Here is a 17726-nt window from a genome sequence, read left to right as displayed (position 1 = left end):
AGACTTTTTTAACGATTTATTCCTAGAAAATGTGGTCATGCTAATTGCATATAATTAGCAAATCTTGGGAAAATATCTTGACAATAACTCTCAATTCATCTGATTATCTGAGGATGCTATATAGTTTTTCTGTTTTTGGCATCACGAGGTAGGGCATGGGAATTAAGAATTTGTTTGCGGCTGGTGGGATTGTGATGTGGCCGCTGTTCGGTTTTTCGATTTTGGCGGTAGCTTTGATTATTGAACGTGTACGTTTTTGGTTGAAATTAAATAATCGTCAAGGTCGTGTGATCAAAGAGGTGTTAAAACTTTATCGTTTAGATAATGTGGTGGGTGCGATTGAACTACTCCGACAAAATGCAGATTTACCTCTGGCTAGGGTGTTTTTAGCGGCTTTGGAGTTGGAAGAACCAACACCGGAGGAGTTTCGTTTGGCTCTCGAAAGTGAGGCGCAGGCGGAGATTCCGATTCTCAAACGTTTTCAGAATATTTTTGATACGATTATTGGTTTAGCACCACTGTTAGGTTTGCTGGGTACAGTGTTGGGTTTGATTACTTCTTTTGCTTCTTTGGATATTGGAGATGTGGGTGGAACGAAAACTGCGGGGGTGACTGCGGGGATCAGTGAGGCTTTGGTTTCAACGGCTACTGGGTTAATTGTTGCTATCTTTACACTATTTTTCGCTAATTCTTTTCGGGGTCTTTATACTCGGCAGATGGCTTTGTTTCAGGAGTATGGTGGACAGTTAGAATTGCTCTATCGTCGCCGCTATGAGAAAGGAGAAAGAACCTATGCGTCTGCAAGATGAACCCGATATCCCAGCACAGATTAATATTGTGCCGATGATTGATGTGATTTTTGCGATTTTGACGTTTTTTATTATGTCTACGCTGTTTTTGACTCGCTCTGAGGGTTTACCTGTGAATTTACCCAAGGCGGCTACCTCAAATCAACAGCAAGTCCCCGCTAAGATCACAATCACGGTTGATGAAAAAGGGGAAGTTAGTTTGAATCGTCAATCTGTGTTGGTTGATTCTTTAGCTGAACGGATTCGGGGTTTACTTGGTTCTAGTTCAGATGTTTTGGTGGTGATTAATGCTGATGAACGGGTCGGTCATGGTAAGGTTGTTGCTGTGATGGATCAGGTGCGATTGGTTAAGGGTGCTAAATTGGCGATCGCTACTCAAAAGCGGTAGTTGTCATCACATGAAGTTTCAGTGGGTGTGGGGTTCAGACTATTGATCACGTTATAGCTACACCCCAGCCCATATTCTGCAAAATTTGGCATTGGAAATCACACGAACAGCTAGATTAAACAACAACGAAATCAAGTTGGGGTTTTGCTAACTTCTAGCCAAAACACTCCTCAATTATTTGGGTAAAATTGTTACGTAGTTTTAAGCTTGCTATCTATTGACAGTGTATTGAGATATGTTTTTACTAGTTTTTTATTTTCTCAGTTTTATGAACGAAATATGATTAATTTTTAGAAGTTAAATTAGTGAGAATGATATCCAATTTAATATTTTTATTATAACTTGATATAAATTTAGTGATTTATGACAGAAACACAACAACAAATCGATGCTTTACGAGCATTAAATTTAACACCCAAACAAATAGCGCGAAAACTAGGCCTTAAAGTATCAGACGTTAATGCAGCACTTAAAAATCAAGCAGAGCAAACCACATTAGATAGATTGGCCAAAGGGGAACTAGATCCAGTTTACAAGTGTTTAGCAAGCAATAATTTAGTCCAATTATTACCTAAAGACTCATCAGACAATAGCATTAAAAATCTGCCGTCTACAATTTTATCTGCAAAGGACAATGAGTCTCTTGATCGCGGTTTAGGACTAGTTGTTATTGCCAGAACTGCTCGATACAATCAAATCGCAGTTAGTAGTTATCTTTTAGATGTCTGGTGCTTAGGGATTAAAGATGCCACAACACCACGTACATTAGACAAGAGAGAATTTCAAGAATTTGCAGAACTACTATTCCAACCATTTCCTGAAAACCCACAAGAAATTTCCCTCGAAGCTGCTCAAGGGATGATATTTAGTGCTTATGAATATGCACAAAGTTTAGGATTTCAACCACACAAAGACTTTGAAAAATCACGTTCGCACATCGGCAACTGGGATGAAAGCATTCGTATTGAATGCGGTCGTGATGGAAAACCATGCTACGTTAGTGGCCCCTACGATAGCCCACAAAAAATTATAGAAACACTGAAACAAAGCAGAGGTGAAGGTAATTTTGATTTTCTGATTGGTTCTGAACCAACCAATTATGATTCTTGGTAAATGCAAGTAATTATGGTTGTTTGTGCTGTTAGCGGTAGTCCGGGGTGATTCTGCCCCTGCTTTCCCAGTCCCCAGTCCCTCTTTCATATTTGCTTGAGAGATTCTCTCGTGGTTAGCAGAACTGATATTGAATCATGCTTACTTTTATTTATTACTTACGTCTAATGTGAATTAAAATCTGGTAATTCCGTAAACATTTGTAGGGGCGGGTTCACCAAAATCATCGTTAATTGTTCATGATATTTGATTAACCCGCCCCTACCGAGTCTCATTAGCTCCCAGCATCCGCTATTTTTTGGATATCTAAGGTTTTTCTAATTCACATCAGGCGTTACTTATAAAATTAAGTCCTAAAAGTAGAGCAGCAACACTACCTGCAACCGCAATTTCTCCTTGAGTAATTTTCTCTAATACCTCATCTATTGGTATCAGCATTACTTCGATTTCTTCTGTAATATCCAAACTTTGACCCCCAACTTTAATGACATTTTCTGCTAAGAAGAGATGAATTTTATTAGTATCTTTACTGGGGTTATCGTATAGTGTGGCAATTTTTTGCAATTGTTCAGCCTCATAACCTGTTTCTTCTCTTAGTTCTCTCAAACCTGCATCTTCTGGGGTTTCTTGTGTAGGGTCAAACCTACCAGCAGGCAGTTCCATGAAAAAATTCTCCACTCCATGTCTATATTGCCGGACAAAGATAATTTCTCTATTGGTAGTAATAGGAAGAACCAAGACGATATCTGGCTTAATAATCACAAAATAATCATCTATTACCTGACCGTTGGGTAATTTAATCTCATCTTGTCTAACCTGACACCAAGGATGATTTAACACCATTTTAGAGTTGATTATTTGCCATTTTTGCAATTTACTCATAAATTCTTGATTTTACGACTTAATATTTAATATTTTAGCAATTCAGACTCAATGTAAAAAAGTATAACAGTGACACCAAATCAGCTAAAATTTGCACTTACACTGTTTTTGCTCTTGCCAAAGTTTGAGCATTATTATGCACATAGAAGTAAATCTATTTACTGTTAACAAGCGATTTCCCTTAACTATTAGTCGCGGAACAACAGCAAAGACAACCAATGTTTGGGTCAAAATTGTCAGTTCTGATGGAGACAATCAGATTGTAGGTTGGGGTGAAGCGTCGCCTTTTGGTGTGGGCAATCATGCACAATCAACTGATATTATTAAAACCTCCTTGGAACAAATTGCACCTGTTTTGCAGGCATTCCACCCATTGCAGAGACAGGAAATTGAGCAAGTTTTCATCCAACATCAAGTTCCTTCGGCGGCTAGGGCTGCACTTGATATGGCGTTATATGACTGGTTTGGTAAGTCTGTGGGATTACCCCTGTGGCAAATCTGGGGACTGAATCGCCAAGCAATAGTACCAACTTCCGTCACCATCGGCATTGATTCACCAACAGCAGCTCAGACCAGGGCAAGAGATTGGTTACAATTTATGGATGTGCGCTTGTTTAAAGTCAAGTTAGGTTCTCCAGAGGGTATAGAAGCGGATAAGAAAATGTTATTAGCGGTGCAAGAAGTCGCACCAGAATTAGAATTTTTTGTGGATGCTAACGGGGGTTGGAGTCTAGCAAATGCCATTGAGATGTGTAATTGGCTAGCAGATTTAGGGATTAAATATGTAGAACAGCCGTTACCACGGGGAGAAGAAAATAATTTAATTAAGCTAAAAGAAAAATCACCATTGCCAATTTTTGTAGATGAGAGCTGCTTTAATAGCTCTAATATTCCCCATTTGGCAAGCTATGTTGATGGCATTAATATCAAGTTGATGAAATCTGGAGGCTTAACTGAAGCCATGCGGATGGTACACACGGCAAAAGCGCACGGTTTACAGGTCATGTTTGGCTGTTATTCTGACAGTTCCCTATCTAATACGGCGGCGGCGCAACTTTCGCCATTAGCTGATTATTTAGATTTAGATAGTCATTTAAATTTAATTGATGATCCCTTCACAGGTGCAGTAGTACAAGAAGGGAGAGTATTACCAAACGATTTACCAGGGTTGGGGGTAAAATACAGTGCGTCTGCCGCTTAATCAAAAAGTCGCTATTTTATTACACGAAGGAATTCAAGGATCTATAGGTAAAACTGGGCTAGCACTCCTACGCTACAGTGAAGCCCCCATTGTCGCAGTCATAGATAAAACCTGTGCAGGCAAATCTTTAAGAGAAATCACAGGTATTAAGCGGGATGTTCCCATTGTGGAATCGGTAGCAGCAGCTTTGGAATATCAGCCGCAAATTTTAGTTTTGGGGATTGCACCCGCAGGTGGCGGGATACCTGATGATTACTGGATGGAAATTAAAACAGCTTTAGAATCAGGGATGTCTTTGGTGAATGGCTTACATACACCCTTAGCCAATATGCCGGATTTAAATGCACTCCTCAAACCTGGACAATTAATTTGGGATGTACGTAAAGAACCCCCTAATTTAGAAATCGCCAGTGGCGCAGCCAGAAATTTACCTTGTCGGCGGGTGCTAACTGTGGGGACTGACATGGCTATCGGCAAAATGTCCACTAGTTTAGAACTCCATTGGTTATCAAAATTGCGCGGTTGGCGTTCTAAGTTTTTGGCGACAGGACAAACCGGTGTGATGTTAGAAGGGGATGGTGTCGCCTTGGATGCTGTCCGTGTAGACTTTGCGGCTGGTGCAGTAGAACAGATGGTGATGCGCTACGGCAAAAACTACGACATTTTATATATAGAAGGACAAGGTTCATTATTACACCCTGGTTCAACTGCAACCTTGCCTTTAATTCGTGGTTCTCAACCGACGCAGTTAGTGTTGGTACATAAAGCCGGACAAACCCACAATCGCAATAACTCTCACGTACCCATTCCGCCTTTACCAGAGGTAATTAACCTGTATGAAACCGTCGCTAGTGCTGGGGGTGCATTTGCAAAAGTACCTGTAGTTGGTGTAGCTCTGAACACTGCCCATTTAGATGAAACTACGGCTAAAGATGCGATCGCTCAAACTACAGCCGAAACCGGTCTACCCTGCACCGATGTCGTCCGTTTTGGGGCAGATGTGCTGTTAGATGCGGTAATGCAAAGTTAAAGCAGAGGTTATCAGCTATCAGTTATCAGGCGTGTGGTGTTTCACAAGCGTGATAACTGATAACTGTTAAAAACTATCGGGATCGATACCGCGCTGTTTGAGTCGATTTCGTAAGTCTTCAAGCTCTTGTTGAGCCTGTTGAGCTTGCTGTTGAGCCTGTTGAGCTTGCTGTTCGGCTTGTTCTACTCGTTCATCGGGACTGGGGAATCGCTCACCATCCTGATTAAACCAAAATAACCATTCTCTTTCCCAGCCTCCGTAGATACCCACATCCACGCCAATTGCTAATTGTAATTCCGGTATCCAAAACTGTGCTTGCGATTGCAAAACAAACTCATCATTAACTTGTTTATACACTTCAAAGGGAGCGTGATCATCTCGCTGCCAATAGTCGGGATTATAGATGACGTAATACAATACGCCCAAATCCAGATATTTGCTCATTTTGGTGTCGTATTCGCCACCATAGGTTTGAGAAACAACTTCAACAACCAAAATAGGCGGAATCCAGTTTTCTTCCCATAAAACGTAACTGAGTCTACCTCGTTGTTGTCGTCGTCGTTCTACACCCAAGCTCAAAAAACCATCAGGAACAATAGATTTTCGGGGTGCAGTCGGCAAATAGTAGATACCCATATCTACCCCAAAAAACCAATCCTGGCGATCACCTCCGGTGGGGCGTAGCCCATCGCTCCACACCGCCGATAAAATAGCCAACAGTAAGTTAGGAATCAGATTTTGCAGTTCGTTATCCACAGGTGTCTCGTCAGAATCGGGCAATTCTTCGGCTGTTGGCAGCTGGGGTAGAGCAATGGAATATTCCATAGGATTGATTCCTTCGCAAGATATATGTTGATTTTATCAGTGGAAGTGAAAGAAGGGTGTACGGCTGTAAGGGTATGGGGGTGTAGGGAAGATTTTACCCCATGCCCCATGCCCCATACCCCATGACCAACTCATTGACAGCGATCGCACACTCCCTGTACTATCACCTCAAACCTTTCGGCTTTGAGTCCTGAACGCAGTTGACTTAAATCAATATTGCCGAAAGCATTCCATTGAACGTCTTCAATTGTGCGACAGCATTTACACCGGAAATGATGATGGGGGGCTACATTGGCATCGTAGCGGGAAACACCCTCTTCTAATAGCACTTCTCGCACTAAACCAACCTCACGCAATGCCTGAAGCGCAGCATATACTGTAGCCTGTGATGAGGTTGGCGCATCTTTGTTTAAATCCGTCAAAATTTGCTCAACGGTAGGATGGTCTGTTCTCTCCAGCAGGTTGGCATAGACTGCGAACCTTTGTGGCGTGACTCGCAATCCTTTACTTTTGAGTGTCTTGATAATTTCGTCTGCTCGCTGCTGCATAGGATTTACTTGACCAAGGTAAATAAGCCTAGACCGCTATTATAACCTTTCTCCTTTAAGAGTTTAACTTTCTTAAGAATAAAAATAAAAAATCAGTATTTATAACTATTTACTAATTCCTAACTTGGAATTATTCTGATTTACAGGTGAACAACACACACCAATAAAAATAATCAAACTGCGACGAAAGTTTAATTATTCCATCTAAAAACGAGGTATTTATGACTGCTATTACTCGCGTTCCCGATGTTGTATTTAAAACCCGTGTTAGAGATGAGTCCGTACCTGGCCCTAATCCCTACCGTTGGCAAGACCGCACAACTCAAGAAATTTTCGGCGGGAAAAAAGTAGTCTTATTTGCTTTACCTGGGGCTTTTACACCCACCTGTTCTTCTACTCACCTGCCCCGTTATGAAGAACTATATGATGAATTCAAAGCTTTAGGCGTTGATCAAATTATTTGTTTATCAGTAAATGATGCGTTTGTGATGTTCCAATGGGGTAAACAACAAGGCGCGAAGAACGTCTTCTTGTTACCTGACGGTAGTGGCGAATTTACCCGTAAAATGGGAATGTTAGTAGATAAATCTAACATCGGCTTTGGAATGCGGTCTTGGCGTTATGCAATGGTTGTCAACGATGGACAGATTGAACAAATGTTCATTGAACCAGGCTTTGAAGACAACTGTCCTACCGATCCTTTTGAAGTTTCCGACGCAGATACAGTTTTGGCATACCTCAAAGGTGTAGAACGTTCCAAAGAAGTTGCACCTCGTTTAGCATTCGTCGGTTAATAAGGGTATAGGGGTGTAAGGGTGTAAGGGTGTAGGGAAAGCAGAGAAACAATAATTCCGCACTCAGTATCGGCTAAACGCCGCGCTACCGCTAACACCACTTACCACTGTTAATTGTTCATGATTCTGCGCTTGTTGGTTTTTAGGCAAGGGAAGCTAGACTGTAGATTACTTCCTTTGCCTATTTCATTCTTAATTTGTCATTTAACTTAAATAGAACGACTGGAAAAAAATAAACTATGTTCAACAATGTAAAAATCCTAGAATTTAGTTCGTAGTAAGGACTTTAGTCCTTTTCTGTTCGCGGAAGTCTGTCTACGACACGCTACGCGTTGGCGTAGCCTCTCGGAGAGAACGCAGAGAGAAATAAAGTTATTACTACAAACTTTATAATTATTTACCCTGTTCTTCTTATGCCTTAAATTTATTTGTAATTGGGAGCAAAACAACGTGACTTACGATTTTGATTTATTTGTAATTGGTGCGGGTTCAGGTGGGATTGCTACTGCGCGCCGTGCGGCGGAATATGGTGCAAAGGTGGGAATTGCAGAGTTTGATCGACTCGGCGGTACTTGCGTTAATCGTGGTTGCGTACCAAAAAAATTAATGGTTTATGCTTCTCGCTTCCCTGGTGCGATGGAAGAAGCACAAGGCTATGGTTGGAGTCCTGTGCAGAGTTCTTTGAATTGGGAAGAGATGATTACTCGCGTTAATAATGAAGTAACGCGGCTCAATGGTATCTATCAAAGAATGTTAGATAACTCCAAAGTGCAGATATATCAGGGACGAGCAAAATTTATTGATAGTCATACCATTGAAATTGGTGACACTAAAGTCACCGCCGATAAAATCTTGATTGCGGTGGGGGGAACACCAGTCCGTCCTGATGTTCCAGGAATTGAACACGCACTGATTTCTGATGATGTGTTTAATATGAATCCCCAACCCAAAAGAATAGTCATACTTGGTGGTGGCTATATTGGCTGTGAATTTGCTTGCATTTTAAATGGCTTAGGGACAGAAGTCATTCAAGTAATTCGCCAAGATAAAATTCTGCGTGGATTCGATGACGATTTGCGGACAGAAATTCAAGAAGGGATGATCCGCCACGGTATCAGAATTATTAATAATATCAAAACTGTCGAAATTACAAAGACAGATAATGGGGTCAGTGTTAAAGTTCAAACAGATGAGGAAGAAAATATCCTAGCCGATGCAGTCAGTTTAGCGGCATTGGGAAGAAAACCCAACACCGATAATATTGGCTTAGAAAATACTGGTGTAAAAGTAGATGAAGCGGGGATGATTTTAGTTGATCAATACAGTCGCACGGCGGAAGAGCATATTTATGCTGTCGGTGATTGTACTAGTAAATTCCAACTAACTCCTGTTGCAATTAATGAAGGCCGAGCCTTAGCTGATACCGTATTTGGTGGTAAATCGCGCGTGATGAGTTATGAAAATATTCCCACAGCGATTTTTACCAGTCCCGAAGCGGCGACAGTGGGATTAACAGAAGCAGAAGCCATTGAGAAATATGGTAGCGATCGCATTAAAGTTTATCGCTCTCGTTTCCGTCCCATGTACTACACCTTAGCAGGTAAAGAAGAAAAAACCATGATGAAGTTAGTTGTCAATCAAGAAACTGACCAAGTTTTGGGCGCGCACATGGTAGGCGATTATGCTGCTGAAATTATTCAAGGCGTAGCAATTGCCGTTAAAATGGGTGCGAAAAAAGCTGATTTTGATGCCACAGTCGGGATTCATCCCAGTTCCGCCGAAGAATTCGTCACCATGCGTTAAAACAATTCGCAATTCGCAATTCGCAATTCGCAATTCGCAACGATGCTCCCGCCTCGCTTCTCTAAGAGACGCTACCGCGTAGCTTGCTTCCACGGAGTGTTACGCTAACGCAATTCGCAATGGACTAAGGCAAAATAATCTTTTCTTGTTTTGCCTTTTACCTTTTGCCTTTTGCCTTTTGCCTAACGCTCATCCAGGGAAGCCAAAACAGCACCGGCGACTTCTGCGATGATGCTAATGAGACGATATAAAGCGATCGCACTAATAATTGCGCCGGAGGGAAAGCGATGTTGTAAAAGAGCGATCGCTGTAGCTTCAAATACACCCAAACCTCCAGGCGCACCAGGAACTATAAACCCCAACAGCCACGAAAAACTAAAAGCCCCCAACAATAAAGGAACTTGACCAAAATTTAAGGGCATAATCGCAAATAGAGTTAAGATAAACCCTAAACCCCGCAGTCCTAAAAATGCCATTTCGCCTAACAAGGGGCGTAGGGGATAGCGACGAATCCCGACATTGGGAGTTGATTTATTGTCTGATTTTTTAACTTTTAATTTATGCAATAAGTTAATTACTGGATTTAAAAATCGGGGATGTATAGCACCAAGAATAATTATTAAACTAAATATTTTAAATAACTGTTGAATAAAAGTATTGTTGTTAGCGGCAAATTGATTACCGAATAACACCACAAAAATTAAAGCCGCCGCCGCCATCAATAGAGGTTCTAATAAAACACTGAGAGTAGCTGCACCAGCCGAGATATTAGCATTTTTGGCTGCGACAATTCGCCCATAATGATGCCACACATTCCCCGGTAAATATTTGGCGATGTTAGTTTTGAGGTAAACTTGAATAAATTTGGTAGCTGGTACGGGTTGTTTCAATTCCTGGAGAATCCAAGTCCAAATCCAACCAGCCCAGGTATGCGCTAAGAGAGTAATACCGGTTGCGATCGCTAAAATTGACCATCCCGCCTCATCAATGCGGATAGCCGTCACCTCCAACCAGTTATCTTGCAAGGCTTTACCAACAAAAACTAAGGTAGCCCCCAAAATTACCCAACGTAGAATCTGCTTCAGTTTAATAGTCATTTACCTAGCTAAAACACCCAAGGCTAAATATCTCAAATACTATGCTACATCAGTCATACCAATTCAAAATCCATACATACCCTATGGGAAAATAAAACTACAAAATTCACCCATTAAGAAATCTGTTTTTTACAACGATATCTGGGTTGGGATATATTTCAAAACTTGGGTGAATTGATATCATACAACATAATTCTTGTTGTTCAACACTGGAAAAATTTATATTTCATAACCAATAAAAAGCTTTTAATTATTTAAATAAGTAGAAAGATTTGCAACCACCAAACTATATTAAGTAATGTAGAAGCACTAAGATTAAGTTCGGAGTCAGGACTTTAGTCCTTTTTTGTTCGCGGAGCGTCTCGTAGAGAGAACTAAAATTCTCTCTTCTCTATGATAGGCTGCGCCAACTAGACGCTACGCATAGCTTGCTTGAGTGCAGGGGTACATTACAAACCTTTAATTTGAATTTGCAGATTTCCTATTCCGAAAAAGTATAAATTATACTTATCTACACTCGTTTTATCGCAATTTATCTGATATCTCTCCCTAGTAAGATAGTAATTATACATTTTTCATCAAAATAATGTGACTTACGCTAGAGGAAAAGCTAGTTTCTACCACCTACTATTAAAAACTGTTAGTCAATTTAATAGTCTAACAAAGTCCTCAAACAGCATATAAATAGTTAATTATTGATTGCTTGTAAATAACTAATAAAGCTGTTGATTATTTTCAAGGAGGAAGTGGTGGATAATTTAAAAGCCTTATGGAAAAAGCTGCGAATTCGCCAAGTGTTAACTGTATTTTTGGCTGGTCTATTGTTAGTTTTCAACACTGCTTGTAGTCAAGCCAATCCCCAAGGATCTAATCCGCAAAATCCTGCTGTACAAGCAGGTGGTGCGAACAATCCCTATAAAAATGGGGGAGATAATTACACCAAATATCGGATGTCTACAGATCCAAAAATCAACAACCCCAAGACAGATAAAAGTAATAACCAAGCTAGTTTACACAGCAATGCACCAATATTAATTGCAGCCAATAGAGAATCTGAATTGCTCTATCCTGGTGCGGAAACACCCACTGGTAGAGTTCTCAAAGAAGGAGAACTACCATTGATTACTCAAGAAGATTACAAACAACCAAAACCAGGTGGATTAATTCAGCGTGAACCGGACGTAGGGACTCGAATTCAAGAAAGAGTGGGTACAGTCCAAGAAAACATTAAAGAAGCTTCTGGTTTTTTGCGAGAAAAAGCAGATGAAACAAGTGCAAGACCTGAACTGCAAAAGAACCCCGCAGTTGGTAGATAGCATGAATTGATACTTTTTATTCATCGAAATTGTCAACTTACAAAAATCTCAGGAGTAAAACTATGACAAGATTAATTAATTGGCTCAAAAGTCTGCGTCCTCTAAAAGTATTGACAGCTTTTCTAGCAGGGATTGTCCTGTTAACAGCACAAGCTTGTAACCGTCCAACTATTGCAGCACAACCACCGCAACCAAGCGCGCAATCTCCAAATATAGAAAGATATGATCCCACAAAAAGCTATCCTCTGAATGCACCCCAAAGTGGAATGAACAACTTTAGCGATGTAGATCCTAGAGCTAGAGCCGATGAAAAAGCCGCAGAAGCCAAAGCTAAGGCTTTGCGAGACATGGCTAAAAGAAATGTGGAACAAAAAGGTATTGATAGCACAGAACAATATGCCCGCAATTATCGCCAAGGTACACCTTTTGATGAAAGAGTCAAAAATTTAGGTGAAGATGTGGGTAGTTCAGCAGAAGAAGTGCGTAGAGGTTTAGTCAAAGGAACTCAACGCGGGTTTGAAAACCTCAAACAAAACACCCAAAATGCTGCTGAAGATGCAGCGAAAAATGTTCAGCGTGGAGCAGCAGATATTGGTCGTAACATTCAGCAACAAGCTGAAGATGCAACTGATACAGTCTCCCGTACAGCGAGGGAAATTAGATAACGGGCTTCTAGTGAAAAAGATATGGGCAGGGGGTGAGACAGCGCGGTCTTCTCTACGAGAGGCTTCGCGTTGGCGGTAGCCTCTCGTAGAGAAGGGGGTTTCCCCCATGAGCGACTGCGAACCCGAAGGGCAGGGGGAAATAAAACTAATTCGCTGCTCCTCTCCGCGACTTGTAAAAAAGAACTCCGGTTTAGATTAAACAATCTTGAAACCGGAGTTCTTTCTATTTAATACGGAATTTCACTAGGGATAAAACTAGATTTTTGGCAACTATCTTGTGGATTATACAAATTAAAAAACAGGGAATAAAAAGATTATTTTTTATCAAAAAAATCAAAAAAAAAGTGATTTATTTTGTGTTTATCATTTTTGTGTCATATTTTTTTATAAAAATTTAAGATATGGGACTGATCAAACACTCCTCTGTTACCCACACCAAAGACACTACTCCTCAGTCCCATTTACTTTTAATGTCAAAAATGCCAAAAAATCGTGCTGATATTCAGTGATTACCTAAAAATTACCCTGGGCTTTTTGATGAAAACTTTGCTTTTCATCTTCATAGACTTTGAAGTATGGCAAAGTCTAGTCGTGTTCCCTGAAACTCTCAAAGTAAGGAGCTAATGTGAGTAGACCTACAGAAAACATTGTACTGGAGGGAGTACAGGCTACAGATGTGGCAACACCTAAGCCGTTGTTAAGATTACCAGATGCAGTGGCTTTAATTGTAGGTATTGTGATTGGTGCAGGTATTTTTGAAACTCCTGCATTAGTAGCAAGTCAAGCAGGAAATGATATTACTGTATTGCTGTTGTGGCTAGCTGGGGGTTTAGTATCAATTATCGGTGCGTTGTGTTATGCAGAGTTAGCAACAACCTATCCTGACGTGGGTGGGGTCTATTTTTATCTTAAAAGGGCGTTTGGGCGATCGCTGGCCTTTTTGTTTGCTTGGGCGCGACTCACAGTCATTCAAACTGGTTCTATTACTCTCCTCGCTTTCGTTTTTGGTGATTATGCTACCCAATTGTGGCGATTAGGCGCATTTTCATCCTCTATATATGCAGCCGGAGTCATTGCACTGTTAACAGCCTTGAATCTGGTGGGTTTAAGACAAGGTAAATGGACACAAAACTTACTATCTGTAGCCAAAGTTTTAGGGTTGTTACTAGTAGTCATGTTTGGGTTATTTGCCACAAATGCCTCTAGGGTAACGCTAGAAACCACTACTACAGGTAATTGGGGGTTAGCAATGGTGTTTGTGTTGCTATCTTACGGTGGTTGGAACGAAGCGGCGTATATTTCCGCAGAAATCCAAAATAGAAGGCGCAACATATTGCGATCGCTATTGTGGAGTATTGGGATAATCACCGCCATTTACCTACTAATCAATTGGGCTTACCTGCGCGGCTTAGGATTAACCAACATGGCACAGTCCGAAGCTGTAGCCGCCGATTTAATGCGCTCCATAGCCGGGGAAACTGGAGCTTGGTTTATTAGTTTCTTAATTGCAATTTCCACCTTGGGAGCTATTAACGCCACAATTTTCACTGGGGCGCGGACTAATTACGCTCTCGCCAAAGATTTTCCTCTATTTAGTTTTATGGGACGTTGGCAACAACTCCCCAGCACTCCCACCTCTGCGTTAATTGTACAGGCGGCGATCGCCTTGGGACTGGTTTTATTAGGCACACTCACCCGCAAAGGGTTTGAAACAATGGTAGATTACACCGCGCCTGTATTTTGGTTCTTTTTCCTACTTTCTGGTATTTCCTTGCTAGTGCTGCGATACAGAGAACCACAGATAACACGCCCCTTTAATGTGCCGTTTTATCCTTTGACACCATTACTCTTTTGTGTTGTGTGTGGCTACCTGCTTTACTCCAGCTTAGTTTATACCAACGTAGGAGCGATCGCAGGGGTGTTAGTGGTAGCAGCAGGGATACCGTTTTTAGTTTGGAATCGCTACCGCCAACGTCAGATCTGAGAGTGCTGAGTAATGAGTGCTGAGTAATGAGTGCTGTGTGCTGTTAGCGGTAGCGCGGCGTTTAGCCGGTGCTGAGTGAAATAATTTCTTTTTCTCCCTGCCCCCTGCCCCCCTGCTCCCTGCTCATCACCGCGACTATATTTTTTTAGTTGGAAGCCCCTTAGCGGCTCTTTTGTTCAAAATTCACAATTTTCATTGGAGGTTATTTTTTATGAAGTTGCAAAAAATGTTACTGCTCGTTGTTGCTAGCGTAAGTTTTGCTAATGTTGGTCTTGTGGGATGCACAACCCCAGCGCAAAATTTAGATGCACAAGCACAGCCTTCTGCACCCACATTAACAGGTCAAACTGAAACATTAGCTCAGACACAACCCCAAGAACGTCCGGCTGATGTTCCCTATGTCCCGACTCCACAACCTGTAGTAGATGCCATGCTAGAAGTAGCGCAAGTTAATAAAAATGATGTGCTGTACGACTTAGGTAGTGGTGACGGTCGGATTGTCAATACAGCCGCCCAAAAATACGGTACAAAAGGCATTGGCATAGATATTAGTCCAGAACGTATCCAAGAAGCTAACGCCAATGCCCAACAAGCCGGAGTAACCGATAAAGTACAGTTTATTCAACAAGACTTGTTTAATACTGACTTGAGTAACGCCACAGTAGTTACACTCTACCTGTTACCTGAAATCAACCTCAAACTACGTCCTAAACTTTTCAGAGAACTTAAACCTGGCACAAGGGTAGTTTCCCATGCCTTTGATATGGGAGATTGGAAACCCGAAAAGACATTACAAGTAGATGGCAAAACTATCTACTATTGGGTGATTCCAGAACAAATTCCCGCTAATTTACGCAACTAGAACGAATTTAGAGGTAAGGGTTGTAGGGTTTTAAGGGCGTAATTTAAGGGCGTAAGTGAAAACATTATATATTTTCTATCTTCCCTCACACCCCTAAACCCCTAAACCCCTGCACCCCTACGTTAAGCCGCTACTGCAAATTCAGCTTTTACAGAAGTATATGCCCAATCTAACCAAGGAAGTAATGCTTCAATATCAGCAGTTTCTACCGTAGCACCTCCCCAAATTCTCAGTCCTGGGGGTGCAGCGCGATAGGGAGCAATATCATAAGCAATTTGTTGTTTTTCTAAAAGCTTCGCCATTTTTTTGGCAAATTTCGCTTGGTCTTCTGTGCTGAGGCTAGTAAATCCAGCATCCACAATTTTTAAACAAATCGAAGTACAAGAACGAGTTTCTGGTTTCTCTGCCAAGAAATCCGCCCAACTGCTTTGTTCCACCCATTTGCTAATTGCTGCCAAATTCGCTTCACTGCGACTAATTAAGCCGGAGAGTCCGCCAATACTTTCTGCCCAAACTAAAGCATCTATGACATCTTCTACACACAACATTGATGGTGTGTTGATGGTATCTCCTTTAAAAACACCTTCAATGAGTTTCCCTTTTTGGGTGAGGCGGAAAATTTTGGGAATCGGCCAAGCTGGTTGATAACTTTCCAGTCTTTCTACAGCGCGGGGTGAGAGAACAACTACACCGTGTTGCGCTTCCCCACCTAAAACTTTTTGCCAAGAATATGTCAGCACATCGATTTTTTCCCAAGGGATATCCATCGCGAATACCGCAGATGTAGCATCACAAATGGTCAACCCTTGACGGTCATCGGGAATCCAATCCCCATTGGGAACTCTCACACCAGATGTTGTCCCATTCCACAAAAACACCACATCATGGCTAAAATCCACTTCCTCTAAATTGGTTAAACTGCCATAGGGTGCTTTCATGAGACGGACATCAGACAATTTCAATTCATCTACGACATCTTTCACCCATTCCTGACCGAAACTTTCCCAAGCCAGGATATCAAGGGGTCGCTGTCCGAGTAGTGACCATAAAGCCATTTCTACCGCACCGGTATCAGATGCGGGAACAATACCCAAGCGATAATCAGCAGGTAGACCGAGAATTTTTTTAGAACGTTCAATTGCTTCAGTTAATTTAGCTTTACCATCTTCTGATCTGTGGGAACGACCCAAACAAGCATTTTGCAAATTAGTTACAGACCAACCTGGACGCTTGGCGCAAGGGCCAGAAGAAAAATTGGGATTTTGGGGTTTAATTGTGGGGGGAGTAAGAGACTCTGACATGGTTGCAGCAGTTGCTTATGAAGTAGCTAGTAATGATGTAGATACTACATTACCGGATATCTGGGGTATTGTTGCAAACTTTGTGGACTAGATTCCACGAAGTAAGGAAGCAGTCCCCTTTTCATTGGGATTGGGGACTGGGGATTGGGGATTGGGGACAAGGGAGACAAGGGAGACAAGGCAGACAAGGGAGACAAGGCAGACAAGGGAGACAAGGGAGACAAGGCAGAATTTATTTCTTGACTCACTACCGGCTAAACCCGCTACCGCTAACAGCACGGGCTAACGCCCCGCTTCCGCTAACACTACTCAGCACTCATTACTCAGCACTCATTACTCAGCACTCACCCACTCAGCACGGGCTAAACGCCCCGCTTCCGCTAACACCACTCAAAGCGAAAGTCTCACACGGCGTACACTTACTTTTTCAGAACTATCTGAAAAGAGTTGAGGTATCCTGTAATTGTTTTAGATAAATTCCTTTGTTGCTTTTTGGTAGTTATTGCCATTACTTGATATAAACGCCCTTCTGCTAGATAAATTCTAGTTCTAGTGATTTTCCCCCCTGCGTTAATATAGGCGAATTCTCTGCCGGGATGACCATTAGAACTACGAATATTGCGATGATTGAGCAAATTACTTTGAGTAGTTTTTAACGCCATCGCTTGCACATCATTCAAGATTTCTTGTGGGTTATTAATTTGGGCATAACTATGAGGAAAATCATTGTATACCACTAGATAGGCTACTTCTTGTTTAGGTGGTTGAGCCGCAAATATTTGTAAGTCGATTTCCCCCATGTGCGTTTTTTGGGTTTGGGATTCCTGTTTGGGAATTCCTGGCATTAATACAGTAAAACGCCCATCTGGGGATGTGAATGGCTTCCACTGGGGTTGTACTGGTTGGGTAGTAGTGGTTTTTTTCAGTAAAACGGAAGTTTTAGCAGGTGCAACAGTGGTTTTTTTGCGTGCTACTGCTACTCTTTTGGCTGATACAGTCGGGCGTTTAGGCTGGCTTGCGTCTACAATTACAGATCCGCCACAAATTAAGGTGGCGGCTAGGAATGAGAACAAAACTCTAAGTGTCATGGTTTTGGCATTCACAAGATGCT

General features: G+C 41.7%; 17 protein-coding genes. 11 read left to right on the top strand and 6 right to left on the bottom strand.

Going from position 1 to position 17726, the window contains the following annotated elements; translation table 11 throughout:
• The first annotated feature begins 155 nt into the window (after positions 1 to 155).
• The 3 genes from CLI64_RS06870 (at position 156) to CLI64_RS06860 (ending at position 2310) form a co-directional block, all read left to right on the top strand.
• On the top strand, positions 156 to 809 hold the full coding sequence (locus tag CLI64_RS06870; RefSeq protein ID WP_103136507.1) for a MotA/TolQ/ExbB proton channel family protein: 654 nt from the start codon (positions 156 to 158) through the stop codon (positions 807 to 809).
• Positions 793 to 1197 (top strand): biopolymer transporter ExbD, encoded by a 405-nt coding sequence (locus CLI64_RS06865; protein WP_103136506.1) that lies wholly within the window; start codon positions 793 to 795, stop codon positions 1195 to 1197. The genes CLI64_RS06870 and CLI64_RS06865 overlap by 17 nt, the downstream gene beginning before the upstream one ends.
• Positions 1198 to 1560: 363 nt before the next feature.
• Complete coding sequence (locus tag CLI64_RS06860) at positions 1561 to 2310, top strand: hypothetical protein (protein ID WP_103136505.1); 750 nt, start codon at positions 1561 to 1563, stop codon at positions 2308 to 2310.
• A gap of 324 nt (positions 2311 to 2634) precedes the next feature.
• Here CLI64_RS06860 and CLI64_RS06855 read toward each other — a convergent pair whose 3' ends face one another.
• Positions 2635 to 3189 carry an NUDIX hydrolase gene (locus tag CLI64_RS06855; protein ID WP_103136504.1) on the bottom strand — a complete coding sequence of 185 codons (555 nt, stop codon included), beginning with the start codon at positions 3187 to 3189 and terminating at the stop codon, positions 2635 to 2637.
• A 136-nt stretch (positions 3190 to 3325) separates the two neighbouring features.
• Between CLI64_RS06855 and CLI64_RS06850 the strand changes: the two genes are divergently transcribed.
• Both CLI64_RS06850 and CLI64_RS06845 read left to right on the top strand, forming a co-directional pair.
• Positions 3326 to 4390 carry a dipeptide epimerase gene (locus CLI64_RS06850; protein WP_103136503.1) on the top strand — a complete coding sequence of 355 codons (1065 nt, stop codon included), beginning with the start codon at positions 3326 to 3328 and terminating at the stop codon, positions 4388 to 4390.
• Positions 4374 to 5420: a DUF1611 domain-containing protein gene (locus CLI64_RS06845; RefSeq protein WP_103136502.1), complete on the top strand. Its 1047-nt coding sequence runs from the start codon at positions 4374 to 4376 to the stop codon at positions 5418 to 5420. The genes CLI64_RS06850 and CLI64_RS06845 overlap by 17 nt, the downstream gene beginning before the upstream one ends.
• Positions 5421 to 5486: 66 nt before the next feature.
• On the opposite strand, the gene CLI64_RS06840 is transcribed toward CLI64_RS06845, so the two are convergent.
• Positions 5487 to 6245 carry a Uma2 family endonuclease gene (locus CLI64_RS06840; protein WP_103136501.1) on the bottom strand — a complete coding sequence of 253 codons (759 nt, stop codon included), beginning with the start codon at positions 6243 to 6245 and terminating at the stop codon, positions 5487 to 5489.
• 131 nt (positions 6246 to 6376) lie between these two features.
• Complete coding sequence (locus CLI64_RS06835) at positions 6377 to 6793, bottom strand: Fur family transcriptional regulator (protein WP_103136500.1); 417 nt, start codon at positions 6791 to 6793, stop codon at positions 6377 to 6379.
• 221 nt (positions 6794 to 7014) lie between these two features.
• Between CLI64_RS06835 and CLI64_RS06830 the strand changes: the two genes are divergently transcribed.
• Positions 7015 to 7587: a peroxiredoxin gene (locus CLI64_RS06830; protein WP_103136499.1), complete on the top strand. Its 573-nt coding sequence runs from the start codon at positions 7015 to 7017 to the stop codon at positions 7585 to 7587.
• A 450-nt stretch (positions 7588 to 8037) separates the two neighbouring features.
• Complete coding sequence (gorA, locus tag CLI64_RS06825) at positions 8038 to 9390, top strand: glutathione-disulfide reductase (RefSeq protein WP_103136498.1); 1353 nt, start codon at positions 8038 to 8040, stop codon at positions 9388 to 9390.
• A 182-nt stretch (positions 9391 to 9572) separates the two neighbouring features.
• Here the strand turns inward: gorA and CLI64_RS06820 are convergent, their stop codons facing one another.
• Entirely contained in the window at positions 9573 to 10487 is a 915-nt protein-coding gene (locus CLI64_RS06820; protein ID WP_103136497.1) for a YbhN family protein, read from the bottom strand.
• Positions 10488 to 11236: 749 nt separating this feature from the next.
• Between CLI64_RS06820 and CLI64_RS06815 the strand changes: the two genes are divergently transcribed.
• From CLI64_RS06815 to CLI64_RS06800, 4 genes are all read left to right on the top strand, one after another.
• Positions 11237 to 11803 carry a DUF6658 family protein gene (locus CLI64_RS06815; protein WP_103140626.1) on the top strand — a complete coding sequence of 189 codons (567 nt, stop codon included), beginning with the start codon at positions 11237 to 11239 and terminating at the stop codon, positions 11801 to 11803.
• A gap of 62 nt (positions 11804 to 11865) precedes the next feature.
• The gene (locus CLI64_RS06810; protein ID WP_103136496.1) at positions 11866 to 12468 is read left to right on the top strand and encodes a hypothetical protein; all 603 of its coding nucleotides are present in this window, start codon (positions 11866 to 11868) and stop codon (positions 12466 to 12468) included.
• Between the two features lie 625 nt (positions 12469 to 13093).
• Positions 13094 to 14452 carry an APC family permease gene (locus CLI64_RS06805; RefSeq protein ID WP_103136495.1) on the top strand — a complete coding sequence of 453 codons (1359 nt, stop codon included), beginning with the start codon at positions 13094 to 13096 and terminating at the stop codon, positions 14450 to 14452.
• A 211-nt stretch (positions 14453 to 14663) separates the two neighbouring features.
• Positions 14664 to 15314, top strand: coding sequence for a cyclopropane-fatty-acyl-phospholipid synthase family protein (locus tag CLI64_RS06800; protein WP_103136494.1), 651 nt, complete (start codon positions 14664 to 14666; stop codon positions 15312 to 15314).
• 122 nt (positions 15315 to 15436) lie between these two features.
• Here the strand turns inward: CLI64_RS06800 and CLI64_RS06795 are convergent, their stop codons facing one another.
• Positions 15437 to 16615, bottom strand: coding sequence for a phosphoserine transaminase (locus tag CLI64_RS06795; RefSeq protein ID WP_103136493.1), 1179 nt, complete (start codon positions 16613 to 16615; stop codon positions 15437 to 15439).
• 419 nt (positions 16616 to 17034) lie between these two features.
• A complete protein-coding gene (locus CLI64_RS06785; RefSeq protein WP_103136492.1) occupies positions 17035 to 17703 on the bottom strand; it encodes a hypothetical protein in 669 nt (222 codons plus the stop codon).
• Between the last annotated feature and the right edge of the window lie 23 nt (positions 17704 to 17726).

Origin of the sequence: Nostoc sp. CENA543 (assembly GCF_002896875.1) — a bacterium.
GTDB lineage: Bacteria > Cyanobacteriota > Cyanobacteriia > Cyanobacteriales > Nostocaceae > Trichormus.
The sequence above is the reverse complement of the archived record's forward strand: the minus strand, read 5'-3'. Positions and strand labels throughout refer to the sequence as shown.

What these genes read in the sequence shown, in the direction of transcription:
- CLI64_RS06795 (WP_103136493.1), bottom strand. Translation starts at nt 16,615, where the DNA reads ATGTCAGAGTCTCTTACTCCCCCCACAATTAAACCCCAAAATCCCAAT.
- CLI64_RS06810 (WP_103136496.1), top strand. Translation starts at nt 11,866, where the DNA reads ATGACAAGATTAATTAATTGGCTCAAAAGTCTGCGTCCTCTAAAAGTA.
- CLI64_RS06785 (WP_103136492.1), bottom strand. Translation starts at nt 17,703, where the DNA reads ATGACACTTAGAGTTTTGTTCTCATTCCTAGCCGCCACCTTAATTTGT.
- CLI64_RS06860 (WP_103136505.1), top strand. Translation starts at nt 1,561, where the DNA reads ATGACAGAAACACAACAACAAATCGATGCTTTACGAGCATTAAATTTA.
- CLI64_RS06840 (WP_103136501.1), bottom strand. Translation starts at nt 6,245, where the DNA reads ATGGAATATTCCATTGCTCTACCCCAGCTGCCAACAGCCGAAGAATTG.
- CLI64_RS06830 (WP_103136499.1), top strand. Translation starts at nt 7,015, where the DNA reads ATGACTGCTATTACTCGCGTTCCCGATGTTGTATTTAAAACCCGTGTT.
- CLI64_RS06855 (WP_103136504.1), bottom strand. Translation starts at nt 3,189, where the DNA reads ATGAGTAAATTGCAAAAATGGCAAATAATCAACTCTAAAATGGTGTTA.
- CLI64_RS06850 (WP_103136503.1), top strand. Translation starts at nt 3,326, where the DNA reads ATGCACATAGAAGTAAATCTATTTACTGTTAACAAGCGATTTCCCTTA.
- CLI64_RS06800 (WP_103136494.1), top strand. Translation starts at nt 14,664, where the DNA reads ATGAAGTTGCAAAAAATGTTACTGCTCGTTGTTGCTAGCGTAAGTTTT.
- CLI64_RS06865 (WP_103136506.1), top strand. Translation starts at nt 793, where the DNA reads ATGCGTCTGCAAGATGAACCCGATATCCCAGCACAGATTAATATTGTG.
- CLI64_RS06820 (WP_103136497.1), bottom strand. Translation starts at nt 10,487, where the DNA reads ATGACTATTAAACTGAAGCAGATTCTACGTTGGGTAATTTTGGGGGCT.
- CLI64_RS06870 (WP_103136507.1), top strand. Translation starts at nt 156, where the DNA reads ATGGGAATTAAGAATTTGTTTGCGGCTGGTGGGATTGTGATGTGGCCG.
- CLI64_RS06835 (WP_103136500.1), bottom strand. Translation starts at nt 6,793, where the DNA reads ATGCAGCAGCGAGCAGACGAAATTATCAAGACACTCAAAAGTAAAGGA.